Origin of the sequence: Actinomadura kijaniata NBRC 14229, from assembly GCF_001552175.1 — a bacterium.
In the GTDB taxonomy this organism is placed as follows: Bacteria; Actinomycetota; Actinomycetes; order Streptosporangiales; family Streptosporangiaceae; genus Spirillospora; species Spirillospora kijaniata.
This window is the reverse complement of record NZ_BCQR01000047.1, coordinates 20748-45668: the sequence shown is the minus strand read 5'-3', so window position 1 is coordinate 45668 and position 24921 is coordinate 20748. Positions and strand designations below refer to the sequence as shown.

Genomic DNA, 24921 nt, shown 5'->3' with positions numbered 1-24921 from the left:
GAGACGGTGACCGAGGTCCACCAGGTCCGCCAGCCCCATCCCGTCGAGGTCCGGTCGTACGAGATCCTGCGGTCCCGCGTCGACCTGTCCCCGATGCCGCCGCTGTGGCGGGCGGTCGCCGAGCGCGTCATCCACGCCAGCGCCGACCTGGAGTACGCGGTGGACCTGGTCACCCGCGAGGAGGACCTGGAACGCGGCCTGGCCGCGCTGCGCGCCGGGGCCCCGATCGTCGCCGACGAGGGCATGGTCGCCGCCGGGATCACCGAACGCCCGGCGGTCTGCCAGCTCAACGAGCCCGCCGCCGGCCGCCTGGCCCGCGCCGCCGGGATCACCCGCGAGGCCGCCGCCGTCCGGCTGTCCTACGCCGAGGTCGGCCCCGGCGCGGTCTGGGTCGTCGGCTCGGCCCCCTCGGCGATCCACGAGATCATCGAGCGGGACGTCCGGCCCGCCCTGGTCATCGGCCTGCCGGTCGGGTTCGTCGGCGCGGCCGAGGCCAAGCGGGCGCTGCGCGACAGCGGGCTGCCGCAGGTCAGCAACGTCTCGGAGAAGGGCGGCTCGGCCGTCGCCGCCGCGGCCCTCAACGCGCTGCTCTACTTCGAGGGGGACCTTTCGTGACCGCCGACGAACCGGACCTGCGGCACCACGGGGACGCCGAGGTCGGCGACGGCCTGGTCGACTTCGCCGTCAACGTCCGCACCGGCACCCCGCCCGCCTGGCTCGCCGCCCGCCTCCGCGACGCGGTCGCCGACCTGGCCGCCTACCCCGACCCGGCGCGGGCCCGCCGCGCCGTGGCCCGCCGCCACGGCCGCGCCACCGAGGAGGTCCTGCTGACCGCCGGGGCCGCCGAGGCGTTCGTGCTGCTGGCGCGGGCCCTGCGGCCGGAGCGGGCGGTGGTGGTGCACCCGCAGTTCACCGAGCCGGAGGCCGCGCTGCGCGCCGCCGGGCACCCGGTGGAACGGGTCATCCTCGGCAAGGACTTCACCCTGGACCCCGCGCTGGTCCCCGCCGACGCCGACCTCGTCATGATCGGCAACCCGACCAACCCGACCTCGGTGCTGCACCCCGCCGCCATGATCGCCGCGCTGGCCCGGCCCGGCCGCACCGTCGTGGTGGACGAGGCGTTCATGGACTGCGTCCCCGGCGAGCCCGAGTCCCTGGCGAGCCGGCTGCCGTCCGGCGTCGTCGTGCTGCGCAGCCTCACCAAGACCTGGGGCCTGGCCGGGCTGCGGGCGGGCTACGTCCTGGCCGACCGGCACCTGGTCGCGCGGCTGGCCGAGACGCAGCCGCTGTGGGCGGTCTCCACCCCCGCCCTGGTGGCGGTCGAGGCGTGCTGCGCGCCCGAGGCCGTCGCCGAGGCCGATGCCTGGGCCGCCGAGATGGGCGCCGAACGCGACCGCCTCGCGGCCGAGCTGGCCACGCGCGGCCTGTACGTGGTGCCCGAGCCGCGCGCCTCGTTCCTGTGCCTGCGCGTCCCCGACGCCCTCGGCATCCGCGCCCTGCTGCGCGAACGCGGCTACGCCGTCCGCCGCGGCGACACCTTCCCCGGGCTCGGCCCGGACTGGCTGCGCGTCGCCGTGCGCGACCGGGAGACCAACGACCGGCTGCTGGAGGTGCTGGGTGAGCTGGGAATCTGACGCCGTCCACGCGGACGCCGTCCAGCGGGTGATCGCGGAGCGCCGCGACCTCCGCGACGGCTTCCGGCCCGACCCGGTGGACGACGCGACCCTCACCCGCGTCCTGGAGGCCGCCCACCGAGCCCCCTCGGTCGGCCTCACCCAGCCCTGGGACTTCGTGATCATCCGGGACCCGGAGCGCCGCGCCCGCGTCCACGCCCTCGCCGAACGCCAGCGCCGGATCTACGCCGGCTCGCTGGTCCCCTCCCGCGCGGCCCGCTTCGACGGCATGAAGATCGAGGCGATCCGCGAGGCCCCGGTCAACATCGCCGTCACCTGCGACCCCACCCGGGGCGGGCGCAACCCCCTGGGCCGCCACAGCCAGCCCCGGACCGCCCCCTACTCGGTGGCCTGCGCCGTCCAGAACCTCTGGCTCGCCGCCCGCGCCGAGAACGTCGGCGTCGGCTGGGTCAGCTTCTTCGACGAACGCGAGCTGAACGCCGAACTCGGCCTCCCCGAGCACCTGGAGGTCGTCGCCTACCTGTGCGTGGGGTACGTGGAGGCGTTCCCGCCCGCCCCCCAGCTCGCGCTGAGCGGCTGGGCGCACCGCCGCCCGCTGTCGTGGGCGGTCCACAACGAGACCTACGGCCGACGCGGCCTGCCCGGGGAGGACACCGTGAACCTCGTCGACGAGACGATCGCCGCCATCCGTCCGCTGGACGAGGCCGCCATGCGCGACGCCCGCGACCTGCAGAACCGCCTGACCAAGCCGCCCGGCTCCCTCGGCGTGCTGGAGGAGGTCTCGGTCCGGCTCGCCGGGCTGGCGGGACAGTGCCCGCCGCCGCTGCCCGAGCCCGCCGCCGTCGCGGTGTTCGCGGCCGACCACGGCGTGCACGCCCGGGGCGTCACCCCCTGGCCGCAGGAGGTGACCGCCCAGATGGTCGCCAACTTCCTGGCCGGAGGCGCGGTCGTCAACGCGTTCGCGCGGCAGGTCGGGGCCGAGGTCAGCGTCGTGGACGTCGGCGTGGCCGCCGACCTGGACCCCGCGCCCGGCCTGCTCCCGCGCAAGATCGCCAAGGGCACCGCCGACCTGACGCGGGGCCCGGCGATGACCGCCGACCAGGCCCGCCGCGCCGTCGAGACCGGCATCGAGGTCGCCCGCGACCTGGTGTCGGGCGGCGCGCGCTGCCTGCTCACCGGCGACATGGGCATCGCCAACACCACCGCCTCGGCGGCGCTGGTCGCGGCGTTCACCGGGCGGCCGGTGGCGGAGGTCACCGGACGCGGCACCGGCATCGACGACGCCACCCACGCCCACAAGATCTCCGTGATCACCGCCGCCCTGGAGCTGCACCGCCCGGCCGGGCGCCCGCCCCTGGAGATCCTCGCCGCCGTGGGCGGGCTGGAGCACGCCGCGCTCGCCGGGTTCATCCTCGGGGCCGCCGCGCTGCGCGTGCCCGTCGTCCTCGACGGCGTGATAGCCGGAGCCGCCGCGCTGGTCGCCGCCGCCCTGTGCCCGGACGCCCTCGGCGCGTGCGTGGCGGGTCACCGTTCCGCCGAACCGGGACATTCCGCTACCGTGTCCCACCTGGGACTCCATCCTCTGGTGGACCTGGAACTGCGGCTCGGCGAGGGGACCGGCGCACTGCTGGCGCTGCCCCTGGTCCAGGGCGCGGTCCGGGTCCTCCACGAGGTCGCCACCTTCGACTCGGCCGGGGTGAGCGACAAACCGTCCCGGACGTAACAACGTGATCACGGGAGAAGTCACCGTCGGGTGTCAACTGGCCGGGGACCCTCTCCATGATCTGGCCCGGCCGAGTACCTTTGGTCCACAAAGGAACAAGTCCGTCACCCGCGTCCGGCGAGACCGCCGACCCTCAGCAACGAGAGAACACCGACGTGCCCCCGTACCTGCTCGGCCTGCGACTCGGCGGCCGACGCGTCCTCGTCGTCGGCGGAGGACGCGTGGCCCAGCGCCGCGTTCCGGCGCTGCTGGCCGCCGGAGCCGACGTCGTGCTGGTCTCGCCCGAGGTCACGCCCTCGCTCGAAGACCTGATCAACGACGGACGCGTCACCTGGCACGCCCGCCCCTACCGGCCCGGCGACTGCGAAGGGGCCTGGCTCGTCCAGGCCGTCACCGATGACGGCAAGGTCAACGCCGCCGTCGTCGCCGAGGCCGAGGAGCGGCGCATCTGGTCGGTGCGCGCCGACGACGCCGACGCCTCCCCGGGCTGGACCCCCGCGTCCGGCCACGCCGGGGAGGCCACCGTCGGCGTGCTGGCGGGCGGCGACCCGCGCCGCGCGGCCGGCATCCGCGACGCGATCGTGGAGGGCCTGCGCGACGGGGCGCTGGAGTCCCGTCAGTCCCGCCGCAAGCCGGTCGGCGTCGCCCTGGTCGGCGGCGGCCCCGGCGACCCCGGCCTGATCACCGTGCGCGGACGCCAGCTGCTGGCCATGGCCGACGTCGTGGTCACCGACCGGCTCGCCCCCCGCGAGCTGCTCGACGAGCTGCCCCCCGACGTCGAGGTCATCGACGCCGCCAAGATCCCCTACGGGCGCACCGTCACCCAGGAGCGGATCAACGACTACCTGGTGGAACACGCCCAGCAGGGCAAGTTCGTGGTGCGGCTCAAGGGCGGCGACCCGTTCGTGTTCGGGCGCGGCGGCGAGGAGGCGATCCACTGCGCCCGGCACGGGATCCCGGTGACGGTCGTCCCCGGCATCACCAGCCCGGTCGCGGTGCCGTCCGCCGCGGGCATCCCGGTGACGCACCGGGGGGTCTCCCAGGAGTTCCACGTGGTCTCGGCGCACGTCGCCCCCGGCCACCCCGACTCCACGGTGGACTGGTCGGCGCTGGCCCGTTCCAACGGCACGCTGGTGCTGATGATGGCGGTGGAGCGCATGCCCCTCATCGCCGAGGCCCTCATACGCTATGGTCGGTCGTCCGACACGCCGGTCGCGGTGGTGCAGGACGGCACGCTCCCGGGCCAGCGGGCGCTGACGGCCACCCTGGGCACGGTGGCCGACGCCATGACCGAGGCGGGCGTCCGGCCTCCGGCGATCGTGGTGGTGGGCGACGTGGTCACCGTGGCACGAGAGATCGACATGATTCGAGCGGACATGGGACGGGATCCGTGACACCCCCGGCAGAACGAAGCGCGCTGCACGACGAGACCGGCGGGACCGGTTCCGCCTCCGAGCGTTCCGAGGAGGGCGGGAACACGGCGGGCGCCCCCGCCGGGGTGCCGCTCCCGGAGCCTCGCGGCCGCCACGCCAAGGGCAGGCACGCCAAGCGCGAGACCCCGCCGAAGCCCGAGGACACGCCCGCCAAGGCCGAGGAACCCCCGGTGAAGGCCGGGGAACCGGCGGCCGACGGGGCGACGCCGGACGACGCGGTCCCCGGCGACACGAAGGTCGCGGGCGCGGCCGAGGTGCCCGCCGACGAGCCCGAAAAGGGCCGGGAGGAGGCGGCGGGCGACGTCCCGGCCGAGGCCGACACGCCCGGCGAGCCTGCCGAGCCTGCTGAGGTCGCCGAGGCCGACGAGCCCGCCGAGCCCGCCGACGAGAAGGCGTCCCCCGAGCCCGGGAAGGGCGCCGAGCCGCCCGGCCTGGACGTCGCGGCCGCCGTCGACGCGCTGGCCACGTCCCCCGAGGGGAACGCCGCCGTCGAGCCCGTCCCCGACACCGTGCCCGACGTCCCGGCCGTCGAGCCCGTACCGGAGACGGTTCCCGACCTCGTGCCCGACGCCCCGCCCGGCACGGGGGCCGGCACGGGGGCCGGCGCGGCGAAGATGACCCGCGGCGAGCTGGTCGCCGCGCTCACCTCGCTGCGCGAGCAGCTCGGGGCGTTCGAGTTCGTGCTGGACGTGCCCGGCGTCGAGGAGGCCCGCGAGGCCCGCGACGAGCTGCGCAACCAGCTCGCGGACTACGTGCTGCCGCGCGTCCAGGCCTCCGGCAAGCCCATGCTGGTGGTGCTCGGTGGCTCCACCGGCGCGGGCAAGTCCACGCTGGTCAACACGCTGGTCGGCGCGCGCGTGTCCGCCACCGGCGTGCTGCGGCCCACCACCTCCAGCCCCATCCTGGTGTGCCACCCCGACCACGTGGACTGGTTCATGGAGGGGCCGCTGCTGCCCGGCATGGGCCGCGTGCGCGGGCCCGCGCCCGACGCCATCGCCGGCGACCAGCTGGTCGTGATCGCCAGCGAGGCGCTGCCGCCCGGCCTGGCGCTGCTGGACAGTCCCGACTTCGACTCGGTCTTCGAGGACCACTACGAGTTCGCGACCAAGCTGATGGCGGCGGCCGACCTGTGGCTGTGCGTCACCACCGCCGCCCGGTACGCCGACGCGCAGGTCTGGCAGATGCTCCGGCGGGCCAAGGAGAACGGCGCCACCGTCGGCGTGGTGCTGTCGCGCGTCCCCGACGGCGCCGGCCAGGAGGTCGTCGAGCACTTCGGCGAGATGCTGACCGAGAACGGCGTCGGCGACGCGCACCGCTTCACCGTGCCCGAGACCCGCATCGAGGACAGCCGCCTGCCCGAGGAGGCCGTCGCCGACATCCGGTCCTGGCTGGTGGGGGTCGCCGAGAACGGCGACGGCCGCGAGGTCGTGATCGGCGACACCCTGGCCGGGGTGCTCGACAGCTTCCGCACCCGCGTCCCCGAGCTGGCCAAGCAGGTCGAGGTGCAGGTCGAGCAGCGCGCCGAGCTCGCCCAGCGGGTCGAGTCGGCCTACGCGACCGCGCTGGCCGAGCTGGACGAGGCCACCCGCAACGGCTCGCTGCTGCGCGGCGAGGTGCTGGCCCGCTGGCAGGACTTCGCCGGGACCGGCGACCTGCTGCGCTCCCTGCACGCGCGCCGCCGCCGGGGCCGGGGCTCGGCGCGGCGGCACCGCAGCCCCGCCCGCGTCCGCGCGCTGAAGGCGGCGCTGCGCGGCGGCCTCGAATCGCTGATCATGTCGTCGGCCGAGCACGCCGCCGAGCAGGTCCTGACCGGGTGGCGCGAGCACCCGGCGGGCGAGCGGGTCCTCGGCGGGCCCGCCCCGCTGGAGGGCGTCTCGCCGGAGCTGTCGCGCCGCGTCACCCGCGCCGTCAGCTCCTGGCAGGACCACGTCCAGGAGCTCGTCCGCACCGAGGGCGTCACCAAGCGCTCGGTCGCCAAGCTGGTGTCGTTCGACCCCGAGGCGCTGTCGCTGGTGCTGATGGTCGGGCTGCTCGGCTACGGCACCGCCGACGTCAAGGTCGAGGGCGGCACCAGCGCGCTGCCGCAGCGGCTGCTGAAGGCGCTGTTCGGCGCCGAGTCGCTGCGCGGCATGGGCGCCAAGGCCCGCGCCGACCTGCGCAGCCGCATCGGGATGCTGTTCGACGAGGAGGCCATCCGGTTCGGGCAGGCGCTCGACGCGGCCGGCATCCCCGACCAGACCGTTCCCGTCTCGCTGTACCAGGCCACCTACAACCTTGAGGTCGCCCGATGACCACCCAGGTCAACGATTCGCCCGCGAATCCCCCGGCCCCGGACGTCCCGGTGGCGCCCGTCCCCGCCCCGGTGCCCGAGCCGCCCGGCCTGCCCGACCGCCTCGCGGCCCTGGACCGCGTCGTCCGGGCCGCGACCGGACGGCTCGACCAGCGGCTCCTCGACGACGCCGAGGCCCTGCTGGACCGGGCCGGGCAGCGCCTGCGGCTGTCGGCCGAGCACACCGTCGTCGCGCTCGCGGGCGGCACCGGCAGCGGCAAGTCGTCCCTGTTCAACGCCGTCTGCGGGCTGGAGCTGTCGCCCACCGGCCTGCGCCGCCCGATGACCTCCAAGGCGCACGCCTGCGTGTGGGGCCTGGACGGCGCCGGGCCGCTGCTCGACTGGCTCGACGTGGACAAACGCCACCGCTACGCCCGCGCCAGCGCCCTGGACGTCGCCCGCTCGGACTCCTCGTTGCAGGGCCTGGTGCTGCTGGACCTGCCCGACCACGACTCCATCCAGGCGATGCACCGCGCCGAGGTGGACCGGTTCATCGGCGTCGCGGACCTGCTGGTGTGGGTGGTGGACCCGCAGAAGTACGCCGACGCGGCGCTGCACCGCAACTACATCGTGCCGTTCGCCCGGTACGCGTCGGTCACGCTGATCGTGCTGAACCAGATCGACCGCCTGGAGGCCGCCGAGGTCGACGAGTGCGTCGCCGACCTGCGCCGCCTGCTGGAGGCCGAGGGCCTGCGCAACCCCAACATCATCACGACGTCGGCGGTGACGTCCGACGGCGTGGCCGGGTTCCGCGAGGTGCTGGTGGACACCGTCGCCGCCCGCCGCGCCCGCAACGAACGCCTGGCCACCGACGTGACGGGCGTGGCCGACCGGTTCGCCGAGTACCGGGGCGCGGCCGAGCCGCCCGCGGGCGTGGACGAGGCGCACCGCGAGGAGCTGATCCAGAACCTCACCCACGCCGCCGGGGCGCCCGCCGTCGCCGAGACGATGGAGAGCGCCTACGAGCTGCGCGCCGCCGACTTCGTGGGCTGGCCGGCGGCGGCCCTGGCCGACCGGCTGCGCCGCGACCCGCTGCGCCGGATGAAGCTGTCGGAGCTGCGCGAGGAGCTGCGGGGGGCGTTCACCGGCCCCGTCGGCGCGCAGCAGGGCGACGTGGACGCGGCCCTGGCCGCCGCCACCGACGGCGTCACCGCCGGCCTGCCCGCGCCGTGGGCCCGCGCGGTCCGCGCCGCCGCCCGTTCCCACGCGCACGAGCTGCCCGAGGACCTGGGGGAGGCGCTGAAGGGCGCGCTGCCCGCGTTCAACCAGGTGCCGCGCTGGTGGTGGCTGGTGAAGACCTGGCAGTACTTCCTGGCGCTGACCAGCGTGCTGGGCGTGGTGTGGATCGGCCTGCTGATCGCCTACGGGGTGCTCGGCCTCGGCGACATGGACGGCCTGCTCGGCGAGGCGGGCCTGATCCCGTACGTGGCGGTCCTGGTGGTCTGCACGCTGGGGATGGGCTGGCTCACCTCCTCCGCCTGCCGCAACCTGGTCGCCCTGTCGTCGGCCCGGCACGGCGACCGGATGGAGCGCGACATGCGCGACCGCATCGGCGGCGTCGCCGAGGAGAAGGTGCTGCGCCCGGTGGCCGCCGAGCTGGCGGCGTACGCGGCGTTCCGGAACGACGTGGACGCGGTCCGCAGCGCCTGACCGGAGGTTGTCCACAACCTGGGGACGGCCCTTCCGTCGCCGCCCTCCCGTCCTTCACCGTGGATGCCGGGCCCGGAGACTCCGGGCCCGGCATCACCCGTGGAGGACCCGTGAACGAGGCCCTGATCACCGTCACCGGCTGGGTGGCCGACGACCCCCGCCACGGCACGACCGCCTCGGGCACGCCGTACCTGGCGTTACGGATCGGCTGCACGCCCCGCCGCTACGACCGCCGCACGGCCCAGTGGCACGACGAGCCGTCCCTGTTCCTGACGGTCAACTGCTGGCGGACCCTGGCCGACAACGTCCGCGCCTCCCGGTTCCGCCGGGGCCATCCGGTCGTGGTGACCGGCCGCCTGCGCATCCGCCAGTACGAACGCGACGGCCAGTGGCGCTTCTCCGCCGAGGTGGAGGCCCTGACGGTGGGCCACGACCTGAGCCGGGGAGCGGCGACGTTCCACCCGCCCCACCAGGCCGCCCCCGACCCCCACAAGCCCCAAGAACCCGCTCCCGTGACCCCAGAGGAGACCACCACGACCTGACCCCACCCGGCTGCACGCAGAGCCGCCCCGACCCGCCCGAGCCAACGGACCGGAAAGCGGACAAGGCAGACCCTCCGACCGGGCCGACAATCCTGCTCAGGTGCGTGAGAACCGTCCGCTCCGGTGCCAAGGCGGCGGACCAGCGAACGCTAAGGCCCCGCCGCCTAGCCCACCTGACGGCTCACCCGCACCAACGGGCAGGGAAGCGGACGTGGCGGGCCCTCCGGCAGAGCCGCACCCGCTCGGGTGCGCGGATAGCCGTCCGTTCCGGGGCCGCGGTGGTGGAGTGACGGACGCCAAGGTCCTGCCGCCCTGGTCCGTCTGGCGGCTCGCCTGCGCCAACGGGGTCGGAAACGGGCGTGGTGGGCCCTCCGAGGGCCGCACCCGCCCCGGAGGCCGGGGTTAGCTGGGTCGGCTTGACCTCGCCCAGGTGCGCGGATAGCTGTTCGTTCCGGCCAGTCCCGCCTGCACCGCGAGATCCAGGCGTTCACCGCGATGACCCCGGCGACCGTGGTCGGCCAGCCGTGGCTGGCGGTGGACGGCGTCGCCTGGTCGGCCGGCGGACCTTGAGGGGCTTGCGGGCGTCGCCCGATGGGGAGCGATAGGGATCGGGGACTTGCTGTGTGGTCGCGGCGTTTGCTGGGAATGGGTGGAAGTCCTGGAGTTCCGGGCTCAAGGGGTGAACGCGACAGGGGGAAGGGGGACGTCGCTTCCCGACCGACTATGCGGAGAGTAAAAGTTGATGTACGCTCGGTAATTATGAATCAAGGCTGGGTTACCATCACGCTCTTCTCGGCCGCGATCCTCGTGACCGTGACCTTCGCCGTTCGGATGATCAAGGCGGAGGTGGCGGGACTGCGCGGGGAGACGGCCGCCTCGGTGGAGGGGCTGCGCGCCGGGACGGGCGCCGCCTGCGAGGGGCTGCGGGCCGAGATGAGGGCCGGGCTCGGCGGGCTGCGGGCCGAGCTGAACGCCAGCACCGACGGGTTGCGCCGGGAGATGCAGGCCGAGGCCGAGGGGCAGCGCAGGGAGACGCAGGGGCATGTGGACCGGTTGCGCGGGCAGGTGCAGGCGGACGTGGCGGCGCTGCGAGGGCACGTCCAGGGCGCCACCGAGGTGCTGCGGGAGCAGATCGGCGTCAACGCCCAGGCCCACCGCGAGCAGATCCAGTCCTCGTCGGAGTGGCTGCGCGGCCAGGTCGGCGACGCCGCCGAGTCGCTGCGCGCCGAGATGTGCGGGCAGCTGGACGCCCTGCGGGACGAGATCACCGCGCGGCTCGCGGAGATCGGGGAACGGGCGGAGACCCTTGACCGGGAGGGCTCGGCGCCGTCCATCAGGGTGATGGAGCGACCCTCGCGATCCTGATCCGCCCGATGCGCGCGAACCTCGCGTGTCGGATCGCCGGGTGCGGGATCCTCGGAGGACGGGACGGAGGCGGGCCGACACTCCGTGCCGTCGGGGTTGCGGCCGCTTTCCGATCAGATCCAGGAAACGCCCATGATCTCTCCCCCTCCGGAAGCGTCGCGGGCCGCGGCCTCCCGCGGGCCCCGCGACGGGCGGCCGTCCGGCCGCCCGCGTAATCGAAGGTACCGTTTTCCAACGCGTTCCGCACACGTTGCAACTATCGTGTTACACAACGTGAGCCGTAGGGGGGAAGGATGACGGCAGTGCAGTCGTCCGCCGAGGATCGTGGCGGTGAGCTGGCCCCGAAGCCCGGCCGGGGGGCGGTTGCGGGCCGCCCGCCCTTCCTGGCCGTGTACGTGCCCGCCGTCGTCGGCCTGCACCTGGTGCTGACCGTCGTCGCCCTGCTCGGCACCGCGTTCCGGCCGGAAGATCTACTGACGTTTGTCGCGCTGTTGGCGTGCGGCGCGGTCTGCATCGAGGCGACACGCCGGCTCGGCATGCCCGCCGGGGTGGCACGCGACCTGCTGTCGGCGTGGTGGCTGCCCGCCGCGCTGCTGCTGCCCCCGCTGTACGCGCTGCTGACGCCGATCCCGTTGCAGATCCTGCTCCAGTTCCGGGTGCGCCGCACGCTGCCGCACCGGCGGATCCTGGTGACCTCGGCGCTGGGCCTGGCCGGGGCGGCGGCGTCGGTGGTGTTCCACCGGGCGGTGCCCGCGCCGCTGGCCGGCACCCCCGACTGGGTGGTCCAGGGCTACCCCGGCATCCCCGTGGCGATCGGCTGCGCCGCGCTGTTCGCGGTGGTCAACACGCTGCTGGTGGCCGTCGCCGCGCACGCCGCCGAGCCCGAGAGCCGCTGGCGCGACGTCCTGTGGAACCGCGAGAGCCTGCTGCTGGACGTGGTCGAGCTGTGCGTCGGGGTCCTGGTGGCCGTCACCAGCACCCTGTCACTGGGCATGCTGCTGCTGGCGCTGCCCCCGGTGATGCTGCTGCAACGCAGCCTGATGCACCAGCAGCTCCAGGCCGCCGCCCGTACCGACGCCAAGACCGGCCTGCTGAACGCCGCCGCCTGGCAGCGCGAGGCCGACACCGAGCTGTCCCGCTCGGTGCGCACCCACGACCCGCTGGCCCTGCTGCTGATCGACATCGACCACTTCAAGAAGGTCAACGACACCCACGGCCACCTGGTCGGCGACCAGGTCCTGGTCGGCGTCGCCAGCACCCTGTGCGGCCAGCTGCGCGACTACGACGTGGTGGGCCGCTTCGGCGGCGAGGAGTTCGTGGTGCTGCTGCCCGGCGCCGACACCGTCGAGGCGTGCCGGGTCGCCGAACGCCTGCGCGGCCGCGTCCGCCGCCTGGCCGTCCCCACCGACGACGGCACCGTCACCGTGACGATCTCCGTCGGGGTCTCGCTGTTCCGGATGCACGGCGAGGACCTGATCGAGCTGCTGGCGGCGGCCGACCTGGCGCTGTACCGGGCCAAGCAGTCCGGCCGCGACCGCGTCTGCCTCCCGGCGGTCGACGGTTCCAGGGAACCCGAGGGCTGATCGCGGGTCTCCGCCCTCAGCGGCCCGCCCCACCGGCCCGTCCGCCCCGCGCCCGCCGGAATGCCGGCGGGCCTGACGACGTTGCAACGAACGGTGTTGAAAACCCTCTAGGCTTGGGAACCATGGCCGACTACATCTTCACTTTCCAGCGTGTGCGCAAGGCGCACGGTGACAAGGTCATCCTTGACGACGTCACCATGAGCTTCCTGCCCGGCGCCAAGATCGGTGTGCTGGGGCCGAACGGCATGGGCAAGTCCACGCTGCTGCGGATGATGGCCGGCCTGGAGCAGCCCTCCAACGGCGAGGCCCGCCTGATGCCCGGCTACACCGTGGGCATGCTGCAGCAGGAGCCCCCGTTGAACGAGGACAAGACCGTCCTCGGCAACGTCGAGGAAGGCGTCGCCGAGACCAAGGCGATGCTCGACCGGTTCAACGAGATCGCCGAGAAGATGGCGACCGACTACTCCGACGAGCTGATGGACGAGATGGGCAAGCTCCAGGAGCAGCTCGACCATCGCAACGCCTGGGACCTGGACTCCCAGCTCGAACAGGCCATGGACGCGCTGCGCTGCCCGCCCGGCGACCTGCCGGTGAAGAACCTGTCCGGTGGTGAGCGCCGCCGCGTCGCGCTGTGCAAGCTGCTGCTGGAGCACCCCGACCTGCTGCTGCTGGACGAGCCCACCAACCACCTGGACGCCGAGTCCGTGCAGTGGCTGGAGCAGTTCCTGGAGAAGTACGAGGGCACCGTCCTCGCGGTCACCCACGACCGGTACTTCCTGGACAACGTCGCGGGCTGGATCTGCGAGGTCGACCGCGGCCGCCTGTTCCCCTACGAGGGCAACTACTCCACCTACCTGGAGAAGAAGGCCGAGCGCCTGAAGGTCGAGGGCAACAAGGACGCCAAGCGCAAGAAGCGCCTCCAGGAGGAACTGGAGTGGGTCCGGTCCAACCCGAAGGCCCGCCAGACCAAGTCCAAGGCCCGTCTCCAGCGCTACGAGGAGATGGCGTCCGAGGCGGCCAAGACCCGCAAGCTGGACTTCGAGGAGATCCAGATCCCGCCGGGCCCGCGCCTGGGCAACACGGTGATCGTCGCCGACAACCTGACCAAGGCGTTCGGCGACCGGGTCCTGATGGAGAACCTGTCGTTCAACCTGCCGCCGAACGGCATCGTCGGCATCATCGGCCCGAACGGCGTCGGCAAGTCCACCCTCTTCCGCATGATCGTGGGCGAGGAGGAGCCGACCGGCGGCGCGGTCAAGCTGGGCGACACCGTCCAGATCTCCTACGTGGACCAGAGCCGCGGCGGCATCGACCCGAACAAGAACGTCTGGCAGGTCGTCTCCGACGGCCTGGACCACATCAAGGTCGGCCAGGTCGAGATGCCCTCGCGCGCCTACGTGGCCGCGTTCGGCTTCAAGGGCCCCGACCAGCAGAAGCCCGCCGGCGTGCTGTCGGGCGGTGAGCGCAACCGCCTGAACCTCGCGCTCACCCTCAAGCAGGGCGGCAACGTGCTGCTGCTGGACGAGCCCACCAACGACCTGGACACCGAGACCCTGTCCAGCCTGGAGAACGCGCTGCTGGAGTTCCCCGGCTGCGCCGTGATCACCTCGCACGACCGGTGGTTCCTCGACCGCATCGCCACCCACATCCTGGCGTGGGAAGAGGGCTCGAACTGGTTCTGGTTCGAGGGCAACTTCGCCGACTACGAGAAGAACAAGGTCGAGCGGCTGGGCGCCGACGCCGCCCGCCCGCACCGCGTCACCCACCGCCGCCTGACCCGCGACTGATCACCGCGGGACGGAACGCACGGCCGGAGCGCCGCACCCACGCCGGGTGCGGCGCTCCGCCGCGTTCGCCGCCGGGTAGCATCGGGCCCGACCAGGAGCGACTCCACCGACCCCCCAGGCGAGGACATGCAGCGCAGCGAGGTGCCCCCGGCCGAGTTCCGGCACGTGTACGAGTTCAAGATCCGGTTCGGTGACATCGACTCCCAGGGGCACGTGAACAACGTGAAGTTCCTCGGCTACCTGGAGGACGCCCGGCTGGAGATGTTCCACGGCGACCCGGTGCGCAAGGGCGAGGAGCCGGTGCGCGGGATGGTGATCTCGCGGCACGAGATCGACTACCGGACGCCGCTGCTGCCGACCGTGTGGCCGATCCGGGTGGAGACGTGGGTGACCGAGGCCCGCGCGGCCTCGTGCAGGCTGGCCTACCGCGTGTGCGACGACGACCACGTCTACGCGGAGGCGACCTCGACGATCGTGGCGTTCGACGTGGAGGGCAACCGGCTGCGCCGGTTCACTCCCTACGAACGGGAGTTCATCGGCCGCTACCTGCCCCCGGCGGACTGACGCTCAGGGCGAGTACAGCCAGGGGTCGCGCAGATCGAGGTAGGTGAGGTCGCCCTCGTAGAAGCGCGTCAGCGCCTCGATCTCCGCCTGCGCCTCCGGCGGCGGTGTCCGGCCCTCGCCCTCGCGGGCCTCCTTCTCGGAGGCGAAGTAGACGACCTCGGTCAGGCCGCCGTCGCCGTGCGGGCACATCAGCCCGCCGATCACGTCCGGCCTCAGCGCGCGTAGTTGCGGGACGGCCTGCTCCCGCATGCGGGCGACCAGCCCGTCGAAGTCGCGGACCCGGCTCTGGATCACCTGGACGAACCCGGCCCCGTCGGACCCGCCGTCCAGCCATGTCTCGGCGCGCTCGCAGTCGTGGAAGACCGGCTCACCGTCGAACAGCCGGGAGACCTCCTCCCACCAGCGGCCCTGCTCGGGACGGTCGCTGTTGCGGCGGGCGTCCTCCGGAGTGGCGAACCGGGCGAGGTTGAACAGCGACCCGTCCTCGGTGACCCCGACGGTCGCGCCGAGCCAGCCGGGCGCGCCCGGGGCCAGCTCGGCGACCCAGCGGTCGATCGCGGCGCGCAGCGCCGCCGCGTCGGTGATCCGGCCCTGAATGATCTGAACGAACATCACGCCCCCCTTCGCGTGTCCTCTCGACGCTACGCCTGGTCACGGAAGGCTGACAACCGGGCCGTCACGGGTGCATAACAAGCGCGACATGAATCCGTTTTAGCCACGATTTTCCCTTTATGGTGCCCCTGCTGATTCACGATCTCCCCACGTGAAAGGGGCGCCATGCCGCGCTTCTCACAAGGAACGGCCGCCCTGCTGCTGGCCGCCGGGCTGGCGGGCGGTGCCCTCACCGCCGTTCCCGCCCAGGCGGCTCCGGCCGACATCACGGCCCAGCTCAAGGCGATCCCCGGAATGAAGGTGGAGGAGAAACCCTCCACCCTTCCCGGCTACCGCTGGTTCTGGCTGACCTACAAGCAGCCGGTGGACCACCGCAAGCCCAAGGGCCAGTGGTTCGAGCAGCGGGTCATGCTCCAGCACAAGGACGCGGGCAAGCCGATGGTGCTCTACACCAGCGGCTACCACACCCCCGAGGTGATGTTCCGGTCCGAGCCGACCACGCTGCTGGACGCCAACCAGGTCTCGGTCGAGTACCGCTACTTCACCCCGTCCCGCCCGGTCCCCACCGACTGGACCAAGGACACCATCTGGCAGGCCGCCACCGACGAGCACCGCCTGATCACGCGGCTCAAGAAGATCTACGGCAAGAAGTGGATCTCCACCGGTGCGAGCAAGGGCGGCATGACCGCCGTCTACCACAAGCGCTTCTACCCGCGCGACGTGGACGGCACCGTCGCCTACGTGGCCCCCAACAACGTCAACGACCGCGAGGACAGCGCCTACGACCGCTTCTTCGCCACCGTCGGCACCGACCCGCAGTGTCGCGCCCAGCTCAAGAGCGTGGCCCGCGAGCTCCTCAAGCGCCGCCCGGCGATGCTGAAGCGCTTCAAGGCCGACGCCGCCAAGAACGGCTGGACGTTCAAGTACCTGCGGACCATGGACCGGGCGTTCGAGAACTCGGTCATGGACTACGAGTGGGGCTTCTGGCAGTACCACCTGCAGTCCGACTGCAAGATCGTGCCGTCGCCCAAGGCCGACGACGACACCCTCTACAAGAGCCTCGACGCCATCGCGGGCCTGTCGTTCTACACCGACCAGGGCCTGGACCCGTACCTGCCGTACTACTACCAGGCGGGCTACCAGCTCGGCGCTCCGAACCCCAAGTTCAAGCACCTGCGCCCCTACCTGCGGTACGAGCACACCTACAACAACGCCCGCGCCTACCTGCCGCGCTCGATCAAGGTGCGCTGGGACGGCGGCAAGGCGATGCGCGACATCGACTCCTGGGTCCGCAACCACGGCCGCCAGCTGATGTTCGTCTACGGCGGCAACGACCCGTGGAAGGCCGAGCCGTTCCGGCTGGGCCGGGGCAGCCGTGACTCCTACGTCTACACCTCCCCGGGCCAGAACCACAGCGGCCGCCTGATCGGCACGCTGCCGGACGCGCAGCGCGCCAAGGCCACCGCGGACCTGCTGCGCTGGGCGGCCGTCCAGCCGGGCGTCCGTTCCGCCTCGGTCCTGAACCAGGCCGACGACCCCCTGAAGCTGGAAGGCCGTCGCCCCCCGCTGTAAGCAGTCCCGTGTGGGGGGGCGACCCCCACACCCCCCGGTTCCGGACACCGGTGGTTTCGGTTGGAACGGTGCGCGGCACCCGTCCCCTGGGACGGGTGCCGCGTGCGTTTCGGCGTGGATCTCAGGTGGTCAACCAGGCGGCGGCGTTGCCGGGGAGCAGGTCGCCGTAGAGCGGGATCGTGGTCAGGACCGGCCGGCCCTCGGGCAGGCGGACCGGGTTCTCGTCGAAGTTGACCACGCAGACCAGGTGATCGCGCCGGAAGGCCAGCGTCGTCTCGGTGACCTCCGTCCACTCCAGCGTCCCGGGCAGGCCCGGTGTGAGCTCGCGCCGCAGCCGCAGGGCCTGCCGGTAGAACGACAGCATCGACCCCGGGTCCTGCCGCTGCGCCTCGACCGTCAGGGACGCCCAGCCCTCCGGCATCGGCAGCCAGGGGCGCGTCCCCTCCGGTCCGAAGCCGTAGGGGGAGGTCCGGCCCGACCAGGGGATCGGCACGCGGCAGCCGTCGCGGCCCTTCTCCACCCCGCCCGTGCGCAGGAAGACGGGGTCCTGGCGGGCGTCGTCGGGCACGTCGGCCTGCGGGAGCCCCAGCTCCTCGCCCTGGTACAGGTAGGCCGAGCCCGGCAGGGCCAGCAGGAACAGTAGCGCCGCCCGCGCCCGCGCGTACCCGATCCCCGGAACGCCGCCGCGCTGCTCGTACCGGGTCAGGTGCCGCACCGCGTCGTGGCTGGACAGCACCCAGGTCGGCGCCGAGCCCGTCGGCTCGATCTCGCGCAGCGCCGCCGTCACCACCTTGTGGAACGCCGGGGCCGACCACGGCGCGAGCTGGAGGTCGAACTGGAACACCTGGTGCAGCTCGTCCGGCCGCAGGTAGCGGGCCAGTTCGGCGGCGCTGTCGGTCCACACCTCGCCGATCGCCATCCGCTCGCCGGGGTAGGCGTCCAGGACGCGCCGCCAGTCCCGGTACACCTCGTGCACCTCCGGGCGGCTGTAGATGGGGCCGTCCACCACATGGCGGCGGCGTTCGCCCAGGTCGGCGAGGTTCGCGTCCTTGAACAGGCCCGCCGCCACGTCGATGCGGAACCCGTCCACGCCCCGGTCCAGCCAGAACCGCAGGATGGTCTCGAACTCGGCGCGGACCTCGGGGTTGCGCCAGTTGAGGTCGGGCTGCTCGGGCGCGTACAGGTGCAGGTACCACTCGCTCGCGTCGTCGGAGGGGTCCAGCCGCGTCCAGGCGGGGCCGCCGAACGTCGAGGGCCAGTCGTTGGGCGGGGAGCCGTCGGGTTTGCCGGGGCGGAAGATGTACCGGTCGCGGGCGGGGGAGCCGGGCGGGGACTTGGCCGCCTCCCGGAACCAGGGGTGCCGGTCGGAGGTGTGGTTGGGCACGATGTCGACGATCACTCGCAGCCCGTGGTCGTGGGCGGCGGCGACCAGGTCGTCGAAGTCGCGCAGCGAGCCGAACCGGGGGTCGACGTCCCGGTAGTCGGCGACGTCGTAGCCGCCGTCGGCCAGCGGCGAGACGTAGAACGGGGTGAGCCATAGCGCGTCCACGCCCAGGTCGCGCAGGTGGCCCAGTCGGGAGCGGACACCCGCCAGATCGCCGTCGCCGTCCCCGTCGGAGTCGGCGAAGCTGCGGACGTAGACCTCGTAGACGACGGCGTTCCGCCACCAGGGAACGCCGTCGCCCGGAAAGTTCCGGGGGGATGGTGTCATACCCGGCGATCTACCCCGCCGCGGGGGCGGGGTCACCCGTTGATGGGCGCGTTCATCATGCTGTTGGCGGCCATGGTGAAGTAGTCCCACATCATGCGGTCGAGCTGCTCGGGCAGCGCCAGTTCGTCCATGGCGTCCCGCATGTGCCGCAGCCACGCGTCCCGCTCGGCCTCGCCGATCACGAACGGGTTGTGCCGCATCCGCAGCCGGGGGTGGCCGCGCTGCTGGCTGTAGGTGTTGGGCCCGCCCCAGTACTGGATGAGGAACAGCCGCAGCCGGTCCTCGGCCGGGCCGAGCTCCTCTTCGGGGTAGAGCGGGCGGAGCAGGGGGTCGTCCGCGACGCCCTGGTAGAAGCGGTGGACCAGGCGACGGAAGGTCTCCTCGCCGCCGACCGCCTCGTAAAAGGTGACCTGTTGCGTCATAACGATCTCCAGCCTACGCGAGCGGTCGCTTATTCCGGGGGGAGAACCGGCGACGATCAGGCCGGGGCGGTCGGGGTGGCGACCGTCACGCCCGCCTCGTCGAACGCGACCTTGACGCGTTCGCGCAGCTCGCGGGCCACGTCCCCCTGCTTGCCGGGCGCGGTCTTGAGCACCACGCGGATCACCAGAGCGTTGCCCGCCAGTTCCTGGACGCCCCACACCGAGGGCTCCTCCAGGACCAGGTCGTCCCAGTGCGGGTCGGAGGCCAGCGCGTCGGCGGTGTTCTGGAGGATCTCCTTGACCTTCTCGATGTCCTCGGTGATGTCCACCGGGATGTCCAGGACGGTGCGGCCCCAGTTCTGGGACTCGTTGCCGACCTTCTTGATCTCGCCGTTGGGGACGTACCAGACGACGCCGTTGACGTCGCGCATCCGGGTGACCCGCAGGGTGACGGCCTCGACGGTGCCCTTGGCGGTGCCGACGTCGATGAAGTCGCCGACGCCGTACTGGTCCTCCAGCAGCATGAACAGCCCGGCCAGGAAGTCCTTGACGATGTTCTGCGCGCCGAAGCCGACCGCCATGCCGATCACGGTGGCGCTGGCCAGCACCGGGGTCAGGTTCAGGCCGATCACCCCGAGGCAGCTGAACGCCGCCGTGCCCATGATCACGATGGAGGAGATGCTGCGCAGCACCGAGCCCAGCGTCCTGGCACGCTGCGCCCGCCGCTGCGACAGCAGCGCGGGGGAGCCCTCGAACGCCGTGCGGCTGCGCTCGCGCACCTTCTCCGACATGGTGCTCTCGGCCATCCGCAGCGTCACCCTGGTGATCATGCGGTGGGCGATGTTGCGCAGGAGCAGCGCGATGGCGAGCGTGATGACGACCGTGACGGTCGTGTTGAGCGGGCCGTCCAGCCAGGTCCGGTAGAAACGGGTGAAGTCGTCGTTGGAGACGTTCCAGACGATCCGGCAGGCGATGCTGGGCTCGCCGGGCGCGCACGCCTTCTCGGCCGAGCCGCCGTTCTGGGCCCAGGGCAGCAGCGGCTCGGCGGCCGTCACCGCCTGGGCGGCAAGGGCGTTCATCGTCGCTGACATCGGGCGGACCCTCCCCGGCCGGTTGTGGGTTTCACGTCACGTCGCCGTGGACCTGCGGCGGCACGAGCCCGATCGTAGGGGACGGTGACGACCGGTTCGTACGACGCCGGGCGGGTGGCGTCACCCGGCCGGGGAGGGTGGCTCGCGTGCCGCGGACCCGGTGTGCGGGCGTGGGTGCGCCGGGTCCGCGGCACTCCGGGAAGGTCTGCGTTCTCCCTCTCGGTGCCCGGAGCGGTCGGACGGGCCGACCCTCGCGGAGGCCGCCGGGGCGATCTCCGCGGTGGAAAATCCTCTACCTATGGTCTTGTCGAGATGTACGCCCGGGGCGCTTCCATCGGACCAATCGCCGGAGGGGGTCTCCGTGGGGATAGATTTCGAAAATTTCCCAAAATGTCCCATGTGGGGCAGCAAGTCCTGCCGGTCCGGCTCGGAAGCCTGCCGCTCCGGAGAGCCGGTGGCCGGAGGGCGAAGGGCCGGGGGGCGGAGGACCGGAGACGTCGCGCCGCGCCCCCGCGACGCCGCGCCGTGCCCATGGCCCGCCGTTCCGGTCGGTCGGTCCGGTTCATCGGCTCCTCCGGTCGGATGTCCGCCCCGTCGTTTCCTTCGGTGGCGGTTCCTTCGATGTGGCGCGTGCGCGAGCGGCTGACCGCCCGCGCACGCACCGCACCGCCCGTGCACGCACCGGGATGGGGCGAGCGCGTCCCGCGGTACGCCGCGGCCGCCGCGCCGTACCGGCCGCGGGACCACGGGACGCGCCCGGCTTTCAGGAGTGGCCGGACGGCCACTCGGTCGGTGCCGGTCCGGGCAGGTGGGATCCGAGGCCCTGCGCCCCGGGATCCCGCGTCGCGGTGCCGCCCGTCTCGCCGCGCAGCTCCCGCCGGAGCGGCTGCAGGACGTGCGCCAGTTTCACCGCGGCGCCGCCCGGATCGTCCACCCGGTGCATGCGCTCCCCCCAGGACCACCAGTAGTAATGATCGTGTGACTCGGGCGCCGGGGCGCAGGTCACGTCCTCGGCGAGGCTGGCCGCCTCCGGGTTGACCACCCGCAGGAAGGCGGGCCCGGAACGGGTCCGCACGACCCGGGCGACGAGCCCGCGCGTGTCGAGTTCCTGCTCCAGCTCCTCTAGGTAGTCGACGCGTCTGTCGCTGACCACCTGCGCACCCCCTCCGTCGTTCGTGCTGCGAGGTCTGCTCCGACGTTCCCGTGTGTCGTGCCTCCCGCGCGGCGGCCTGCGCCGCCCGCACGTGATCGCTCCCTGAGCGCCGGATCGACCCCGTGGTGCGCGGCCCGGGGGCGGGCCGTTGATCGAACTCTGCGGGACCGGTTGGTCGCTCGGGGTGAGAATTGCAACTCACACGGTGGAGGGTCAAGGGTGCCGCTGTCCCGCGAAGGACGCGATTTTGCCTCCTCAGAGGTGTTCTGGTCCTCTGCGGAGGATAAATCTCTACCCTGGTGTTGAAGGTTGCGCCCAGACCGCCCGGGTTTCTCAGGGAAGGCTTGGCCTGCCCTGTTGACGGCGTTACGCTGCGTGCGCGAGAGATTATCAGTCGTGGCCATCTGGACACCGGTCGCCGCGGTCGCGGGGCCCCGCTCCCAAGGGAGGGGTCCGGCGGGCCGGCGGTGAGGAGGCCGGAAAACGATGTCGGACCCCCCTCGTAAAGAGACGGACATCGCTCGGCGCATCCGTGCGTACGGTCTGGCGCGTGGACGCTCCCCCGTGGAGATCGCCCACGAGATCCACGACCAGTGCGGGCCGCTGTTCGGGACCAGCATGGTCAAGGCACACCGGCTGGCCCACGGTGTCGCGCTGTCCGACATCGTCGCCCAGGTCAGAGCGCTGTTCGAGGTGGACGGCAAGCCCGCCCCCAAGCTGGGGGAGACGCTGTTGTCGGCCTACGAGAGCGGCTACAAACGACCGGGTCCGGAGTACCTGCACTATCTCTGCGCCGTCTACCGGGTGGAGCCCGACAAGCTCGGGTACCAGAGTCCCTGCATCTGCGGCCGCGGGCACGCGGTCCGCCTGGTCGACGCCACCGCGCCCCTGCCGGAGGGGCCGGACCGGCGAGGACCGGAGGAACCCGACGCCCTGGAGGGCGCCGTCCTCGTCCCTGGCGACCGTCACCGGATGACGGTCATCGAACCGCAACGGGGCCCTGACCGCGCCGAAGGCCCCCTTTCCATCGATGTGGGAGAGGAGGACATCGTGCTTCGTAGGACCCTTCTGCAACTACTGGCCGGGGCGGGCGTGGCGCTCGACGGTCAGTTCCTGGGCGCAGTGGACAATCTTCGTCGCAAGATGGACGACACCCTGGTCAATGCCACGGTGTCGCCGACCATGCTCGACCAGTGGGAGGAGACGACCCTCGGTTACGGTCAGCAGTACCAGGCGACGCCGTCGCTGCGGATGCTGTGCGACGTGCTGCTGGACTTCAGCGAGGTGCGGCGCATGTGCGACAAGCGGCAGCCGGTGGAGTTGCAGGAACGGCTGTGCCGCATCGCCGCCCAGCTGTCCGGGCTGTCCGGGCTGATCATGATCAATCTCGGTGACCACCGGCTGGCCCGTTCGTTCTTCCGGACCGCCCGCACGGCCGCCGACGAGACCGCCGACCGCAAGCTGCGCGCCTGGGTGACGGTGCGCGAGGCGCTGGTCCCGATGTACTACGGCGATCCGCGCGAGGCGTTGCACCTGGCCCGCAAGGCGCAGGACCTGGCGGGGCGCACCCCCAGCGTGGCAGCCGCGATGGCGCCCGCCGTGGAGGCGCGCGCCCTCGGCATGCTCGCGTTGCGCGGCCGTGGCGACGCCGCCCCGAGCGCGCGCCGCGCGCTGGTGCGGGGCCGCGCGGTCTTCGACCAGCTCTCCAGGGACGACACCGGAGACCTGGCGTTCGGCTTCACCGACCGGCAGATGACCTTCTATGAGGGTGACACCTTCACCAACCTCGGTGACCACCGGGCGGGCGACGAGGCGCTGAGCCGCGCGCTCACCCTCTACGCGCCGACCGACCGGGTCGACCTGACGTTGGTCCGCCTCGACCGGGCGGCCTGCCGGCTGCACGCCGGGCACATCGACGCCGCGCTGGCCACGGCCCGCGAGGCGATCGAGGAGCTGCCGACCGAGCACCGCAGCGACATCCTGGTCCACCGGGCCAGGCAGATCGGCGCGGCGGTGCGCGCCAAGTACGGCGACAGCCCGATGCTGCGCGACTTCTACGAGGCGTTGAGCGGTCCCTCGGTGACGAGCCCGACCAAGGCGCCATCCCCCGCGCCGCCTTCCGTCCCGCCCTCAGAGCAGGTCTGACGGGCGATGGAATCCCCGGACAGAACCCCTCGGCAGCATGATCAGGCCGCAGGGGAGGTGCGACGTGCCTCCGCGCGCAGCGACGGGGGCGACGGCCCCGCCGGTGCCCGGACCCTCGTCCGGCTCCAGGCGGAGCCCCCGGTGTGGCGGCTGGGCGGGCCGGTCGGCGGCCTGCGCCTGCGCCGCTACCGCGCGACCGACCACGCCACGGTGCTCGACCTGCACCGTGAGGGCCTGGCCCAGGTGGGCCTGCGCCCCGGCGACGGCGTCTACTACGACCACGACTTCTTCCGGATGGAGGAGATCTATCTGCGCAACGACGGCGAGTTCCTCGTCGGCGAGTCCGACGGTGAGATCGTCGCGATGGGCGGTTTGCGCCGCGCCGACCTGGTCCCCGGCGGCTCGTCCCGCGCGTTCGGCGGCTACGCCCTGGGGAACCCGACCCTCGACGTGGCGGAGATGGTGCGGCTGCGCGTCCGCCCGGACCGCCAGCGCCGGGGCTACGGCGCGGCCGTGGTCCGGGCCCTGGAGGAACGCGCCGTCGAGCTCGGCTACCGCCTCCTGAAAGGCGACACCACGGCGTACCAGCAGGCGGCCCTGACCCTGTACCGCTCGTTCGGGTGGAAGGAGACCCGCCGCGAGAAGATCGGCGGCATCGAGAACATCTACATCGAGAAACGGCTGCGCTGAGCGAGCGCTCGGCGGAGCGGGACTCCGCTGAGGGGAGCAGCGGACCCCGGGGCCGTGGCGGACGGTGTGACGCGGCACGCCGACCGCCACGGCCCGGGCCCGTTCAGGGCCTGCGGGCTCCCGCCAGCTGCATCAGCGGGAAGCGGCGCTGCCGGACGTCGGTCAGCCCGTGCTCCCGGAGGAAGCCCGTCACCTCGCGGTCGCCGAACACCGTCAGCCCCGCGACCCGGCCGAACGCCTCGGCGCCCAGCCGTCCCACCGGCAGGACCGGACGGCGGGAGGTCAGGATGACGATCCGGCCGCCGGGCCTCAGCACGCGCAGCATGGACTCCAGCGCGGTCCACGGCTCGTCGAACAGGTACAGCGCGCCGAAGCAGCACACCGCGTCGAACGTCGCGTCCCCGAACGGCAGCTCCACCGCGTCACCGCGCACATAGCCGATCGCGCCGCCGCCGGTGGCGCCGGCGGTGTCGGCGGTGTCGGCCACCGCGCGGTCCAGCATCGCGGGGGCCGCGTCCAGTCCGACGACCAGGCCGTCCCCGGCGACGCCCGCCGCCAGGGCGCGGGTGACGTTGCCGGGGCCGCAGGCGACGTCCAGGACGGTCGCGGCCGGTCTCCGGGCGTCGCCGGGCCGGCCCAGGCCGAGCCAGTCGCGGGCCAGGGCCTGTTCGGCGGCGGTGCCGGGGCCGAACGGCCAGCCCTTGGCGAGGTTGAAGCCGACCGGCCGCCACAGGCGTTCGTAGATCTGCGGCAGGAACGTCGACCGCATCACCCGCTGGGCGACCGTCGGGGCGGGCGCGGCGCCGGGGCCGAGCAGGTCGAGGTAGCCCGCCGACAGGTCGGGTTCGGCGGGCGGGGCGGACAGCAGCCGCAGGATCCGGTCGTGGACCGAGGTCCGTGCCATCGAAGGGCTCA

General features: G+C 72.9%; 20 protein-coding genes. 14 read left to right on the top strand and 6 right to left on the bottom strand.

The features are described from left to right. Positions 1-6: 6 nt before the first annotated feature. From AKI01S_RS16905 to AKI01S_RS16855, 11 genes are all read left to right on the top strand, one after another. On the top strand, positions 7-615 hold the full coding sequence (locus tag AKI01S_RS16905; RefSeq protein ID WP_245681657.1) for a precorrin-8X methylmutase: 609 nt from the start codon (positions 7-9) through the stop codon (positions 613-615). After that, positions 612-1634: an Rv2231c family histidinol phosphate aminotransferase CobC gene (gene cobC, locus AKI01S_RS53490; protein ID WP_067817950.1), complete on the top strand. Its 1023-nt coding sequence runs from the start codon at positions 612-614 to the stop codon at positions 1632-1634. Before AKI01S_RS16905 ends, cobC begins: the two co-directional genes overlap by 4 nt. Further along, positions 1618-3357: a nicotinate-nucleotide--dimethylbenzimidazole phosphoribosyltransferase gene (gene cobT, locus AKI01S_RS16895; protein WP_067817947.1), complete on the top strand. Its 1740-nt coding sequence runs from the start codon at positions 1618-1620 to the stop codon at positions 3355-3357. Before cobC ends, cobT begins: the two co-directional genes overlap by 17 nt. A 155-nt stretch (positions 3358-3512) precedes the next feature. Next, complete coding sequence (gene cobA, locus AKI01S_RS16890) at positions 3513-4751, top strand: uroporphyrinogen-III C-methyltransferase (RefSeq protein ID WP_067817944.1); 1239 nt, start codon at positions 3513-3515, stop codon at positions 4749-4751. Further along, complete coding sequence (locus tag AKI01S_RS16885; RefSeq protein WP_245681656.1) at positions 4748-7081, top strand: AAA family ATPase; 2334 nt, start codon at positions 4748-4750, stop codon at positions 7079-7081. The genes cobA and AKI01S_RS16885 overlap by 4 nt, the downstream gene beginning before the upstream one ends. After that, entirely contained in the window at positions 7078-8769 is a 1692-nt protein-coding gene (locus AKI01S_RS16880; protein ID WP_245681655.1) for a GTPase family protein, read from the top strand. Before AKI01S_RS16885 ends, AKI01S_RS16880 begins: the two co-directional genes overlap by 4 nt. Positions 8770-8879: 110 nt before the next feature. Then, positions 8880-9311 (top strand): single-stranded DNA-binding protein, encoded by a 432-nt coding sequence (locus AKI01S_RS16875; RefSeq protein ID WP_067817941.1) that lies wholly within the window; start codon positions 8880-8882, stop codon positions 9309-9311. A gap of 813 nt (positions 9312-10124) precedes the next feature. Beyond that, the gene (locus AKI01S_RS16870) at positions 10125-10676 is read left to right on the top strand and encodes a hypothetical protein (protein ID WP_157419886.1); all 552 of its coding nucleotides are present in this window, start codon (positions 10125-10127) and stop codon (positions 10674-10676) included. Positions 10677-10969: 293 nt separating this feature from the next. Further along, positions 10970-12259 carry a sensor domain-containing diguanylate cyclase gene (locus AKI01S_RS16865; RefSeq protein ID WP_067817935.1) on the top strand — a complete coding sequence of 430 codons (1290 nt, stop codon included), beginning with the start codon at positions 10970-10972 and terminating at the stop codon, positions 12257-12259. Between the two features lie 122 nt (positions 12260-12381). Further along, on the top strand, positions 12382-14046 hold the full coding sequence (gene ettA, locus AKI01S_RS16860) for an energy-dependent translational throttle protein EttA (protein WP_067817932.1): 1665 nt from the start codon (positions 12382-12384) through the stop codon (positions 14044-14046). 126 nt (positions 14047-14172) lie between these two features. After that, the gene (locus tag AKI01S_RS16855; RefSeq protein ID WP_067817930.1) at positions 14173-14610 is read left to right on the top strand and encodes an acyl-CoA thioesterase; all 438 of its coding nucleotides are present in this window, start codon (positions 14173-14175) and stop codon (positions 14608-14610) included. A gap of 3 nt (positions 14611-14613) precedes the next feature. Here AKI01S_RS16855 and AKI01S_RS16850 read toward each other — a convergent pair whose 3' ends face one another. Next, positions 14614-15222: a hypothetical protein gene (locus AKI01S_RS16850; protein ID WP_067818025.1), complete on the bottom strand. Its 609-nt coding sequence runs from the start codon at positions 15220-15222 to the stop codon at positions 14614-14616. Positions 15223-15387: 165 nt separating this feature from the next. Here AKI01S_RS16850 and AKI01S_RS16845 point away from each other — a divergent pair, with 165 nt between their 5' ends. Next, positions 15388-16794, top strand: coding sequence for a S28 family serine protease (locus AKI01S_RS16845; protein WP_067817927.1), 1407 nt, complete (start codon positions 15388-15390; stop codon positions 16792-16794). A 121-nt stretch (positions 16795-16915) separates the two neighbouring features. On the opposite strand, the gene AKI01S_RS16840 is transcribed toward AKI01S_RS16845, so the two are convergent. The 4 genes from AKI01S_RS16840 to AKI01S_RS16825 all read right to left on the bottom strand — a co-directional run bounded on the left by AKI01S_RS16840 (position 16916) and on the right by AKI01S_RS16825 (position 21171). Beyond that, positions 16916-18505, bottom strand: coding sequence for a glycoside hydrolase family 13 protein (locus tag AKI01S_RS16840; protein WP_067817924.1), 1590 nt, complete (start codon positions 18503-18505; stop codon positions 16916-16918). A gap of 32 nt (positions 18506-18537) precedes the next feature. Continuing rightward, positions 18538-18927, bottom strand: a complete 390-nt coding sequence (locus AKI01S_RS16835; protein WP_067817920.1) for a globin — start codon at positions 18925-18927, stop codon at positions 18538-18540. Positions 18928-18983: 56 nt separating this feature from the next. Further along, positions 18984-20018: a mechanosensitive ion channel family protein gene (locus AKI01S_RS16830; protein WP_245681654.1), complete on the bottom strand. Its 1035-nt coding sequence runs from the start codon at positions 20016-20018 to the stop codon at positions 18984-18986. A gap of 763 nt (positions 20019-20781) precedes the next feature. Continuing rightward, the gene (locus AKI01S_RS16825; protein WP_245681653.1) at positions 20782-21171 is read right to left on the bottom strand and encodes a hypothetical protein; all 390 of its coding nucleotides are present in this window, start codon (positions 21169-21171) and stop codon (positions 20782-20784) included. Between the two features lie 564 nt (positions 21172-21735). Here AKI01S_RS16825 and AKI01S_RS16820 point away from each other — a divergent pair. Both AKI01S_RS16820 and AKI01S_RS16815 read left to right on the top strand, forming a co-directional pair. Continuing rightward, positions 21736-23316 carry an NsdA family TPR-like regulatory protein gene (locus AKI01S_RS16820; RefSeq protein WP_083999700.1) on the top strand — a complete coding sequence of 527 codons (1581 nt, stop codon included), beginning with the start codon at positions 21736-21738 and terminating at the stop codon, positions 23314-23316. Positions 23317-23373: 57 nt separating this feature from the next. Continuing rightward, a complete protein-coding gene (locus AKI01S_RS16815) occupies positions 23374-24006 on the top strand; it encodes a GNAT family N-acetyltransferase (protein ID WP_245681652.1) in 633 nt (210 codons plus the stop codon). A gap of 103 nt (positions 24007-24109) precedes the next feature. Here AKI01S_RS16815 and AKI01S_RS16810 read toward each other — a convergent pair whose 3' ends face one another. Further along, entirely contained in the window at positions 24110-24910 is an 801-nt protein-coding gene (locus AKI01S_RS16810; protein ID WP_067817907.1) for a class I SAM-dependent methyltransferase, read from the bottom strand. Positions 24911-24921: the final 11 nt, after the last annotated feature.

What these genes read in the sequence shown, in the direction of transcription:
- AKI01S_RS16830 (WP_245681654.1), bottom strand. Translation starts at nt 20,018, where the DNA reads ATGTCAGCGACGATGAACGCCCTTGCCGCCCAGGCGGTGACGGCCGCC.
- AKI01S_RS16810 (WP_067817907.1), bottom strand. Translation starts at nt 24,910, where the DNA reads ATGGCACGGACCTCGGTCCACGACCGGATCCTGCGGCTGCTGTCCGCC.
- AKI01S_RS16840 (WP_067817924.1), bottom strand. Translation starts at nt 18,505, where the DNA reads ATGACACCATCCCCCCGGAACTTTCCGGGCGACGGCGTTCCCTGGTGG.
- AKI01S_RS16850 (WP_067818025.1), bottom strand. Translation starts at nt 15,222, where the DNA reads ATGTTCGTTCAGATCATTCAGGGCCGGATCACCGACGCGGCGGCGCTG.
- AKI01S_RS16865 (WP_067817935.1), top strand. Translation starts at nt 10,970, where the DNA reads ATGACGGCAGTGCAGTCGTCCGCCGAGGATCGTGGCGGTGAGCTGGCC.
- AKI01S_RS16855 (WP_067817930.1), top strand. Translation starts at nt 14,173, where the DNA reads ATGCAGCGCAGCGAGGTGCCCCCGGCCGAGTTCCGGCACGTGTACGAG.
- AKI01S_RS16880 (WP_245681655.1), top strand. Translation starts at nt 7,078, where the DNA reads ATGACCACCCAGGTCAACGATTCGCCCGCGAATCCCCCGGCCCCGGAC.
- AKI01S_RS16845 (WP_067817927.1), top strand. Translation starts at nt 15,388, where the DNA reads ATGCCGCGCTTCTCACAAGGAACGGCCGCCCTGCTGCTGGCCGCCGGG.
- AKI01S_RS16835 (WP_067817920.1), bottom strand. Translation starts at nt 18,927, where the DNA reads ATGACGCAACAGGTCACCTTTTACGAGGCGGTCGGCGGCGAGGAGACC.
- ettA (WP_067817932.1), top strand. Translation starts at nt 12,382, where the DNA reads ATGGCCGACTACATCTTCACTTTCCAGCGTGTGCGCAAGGCGCACGGT.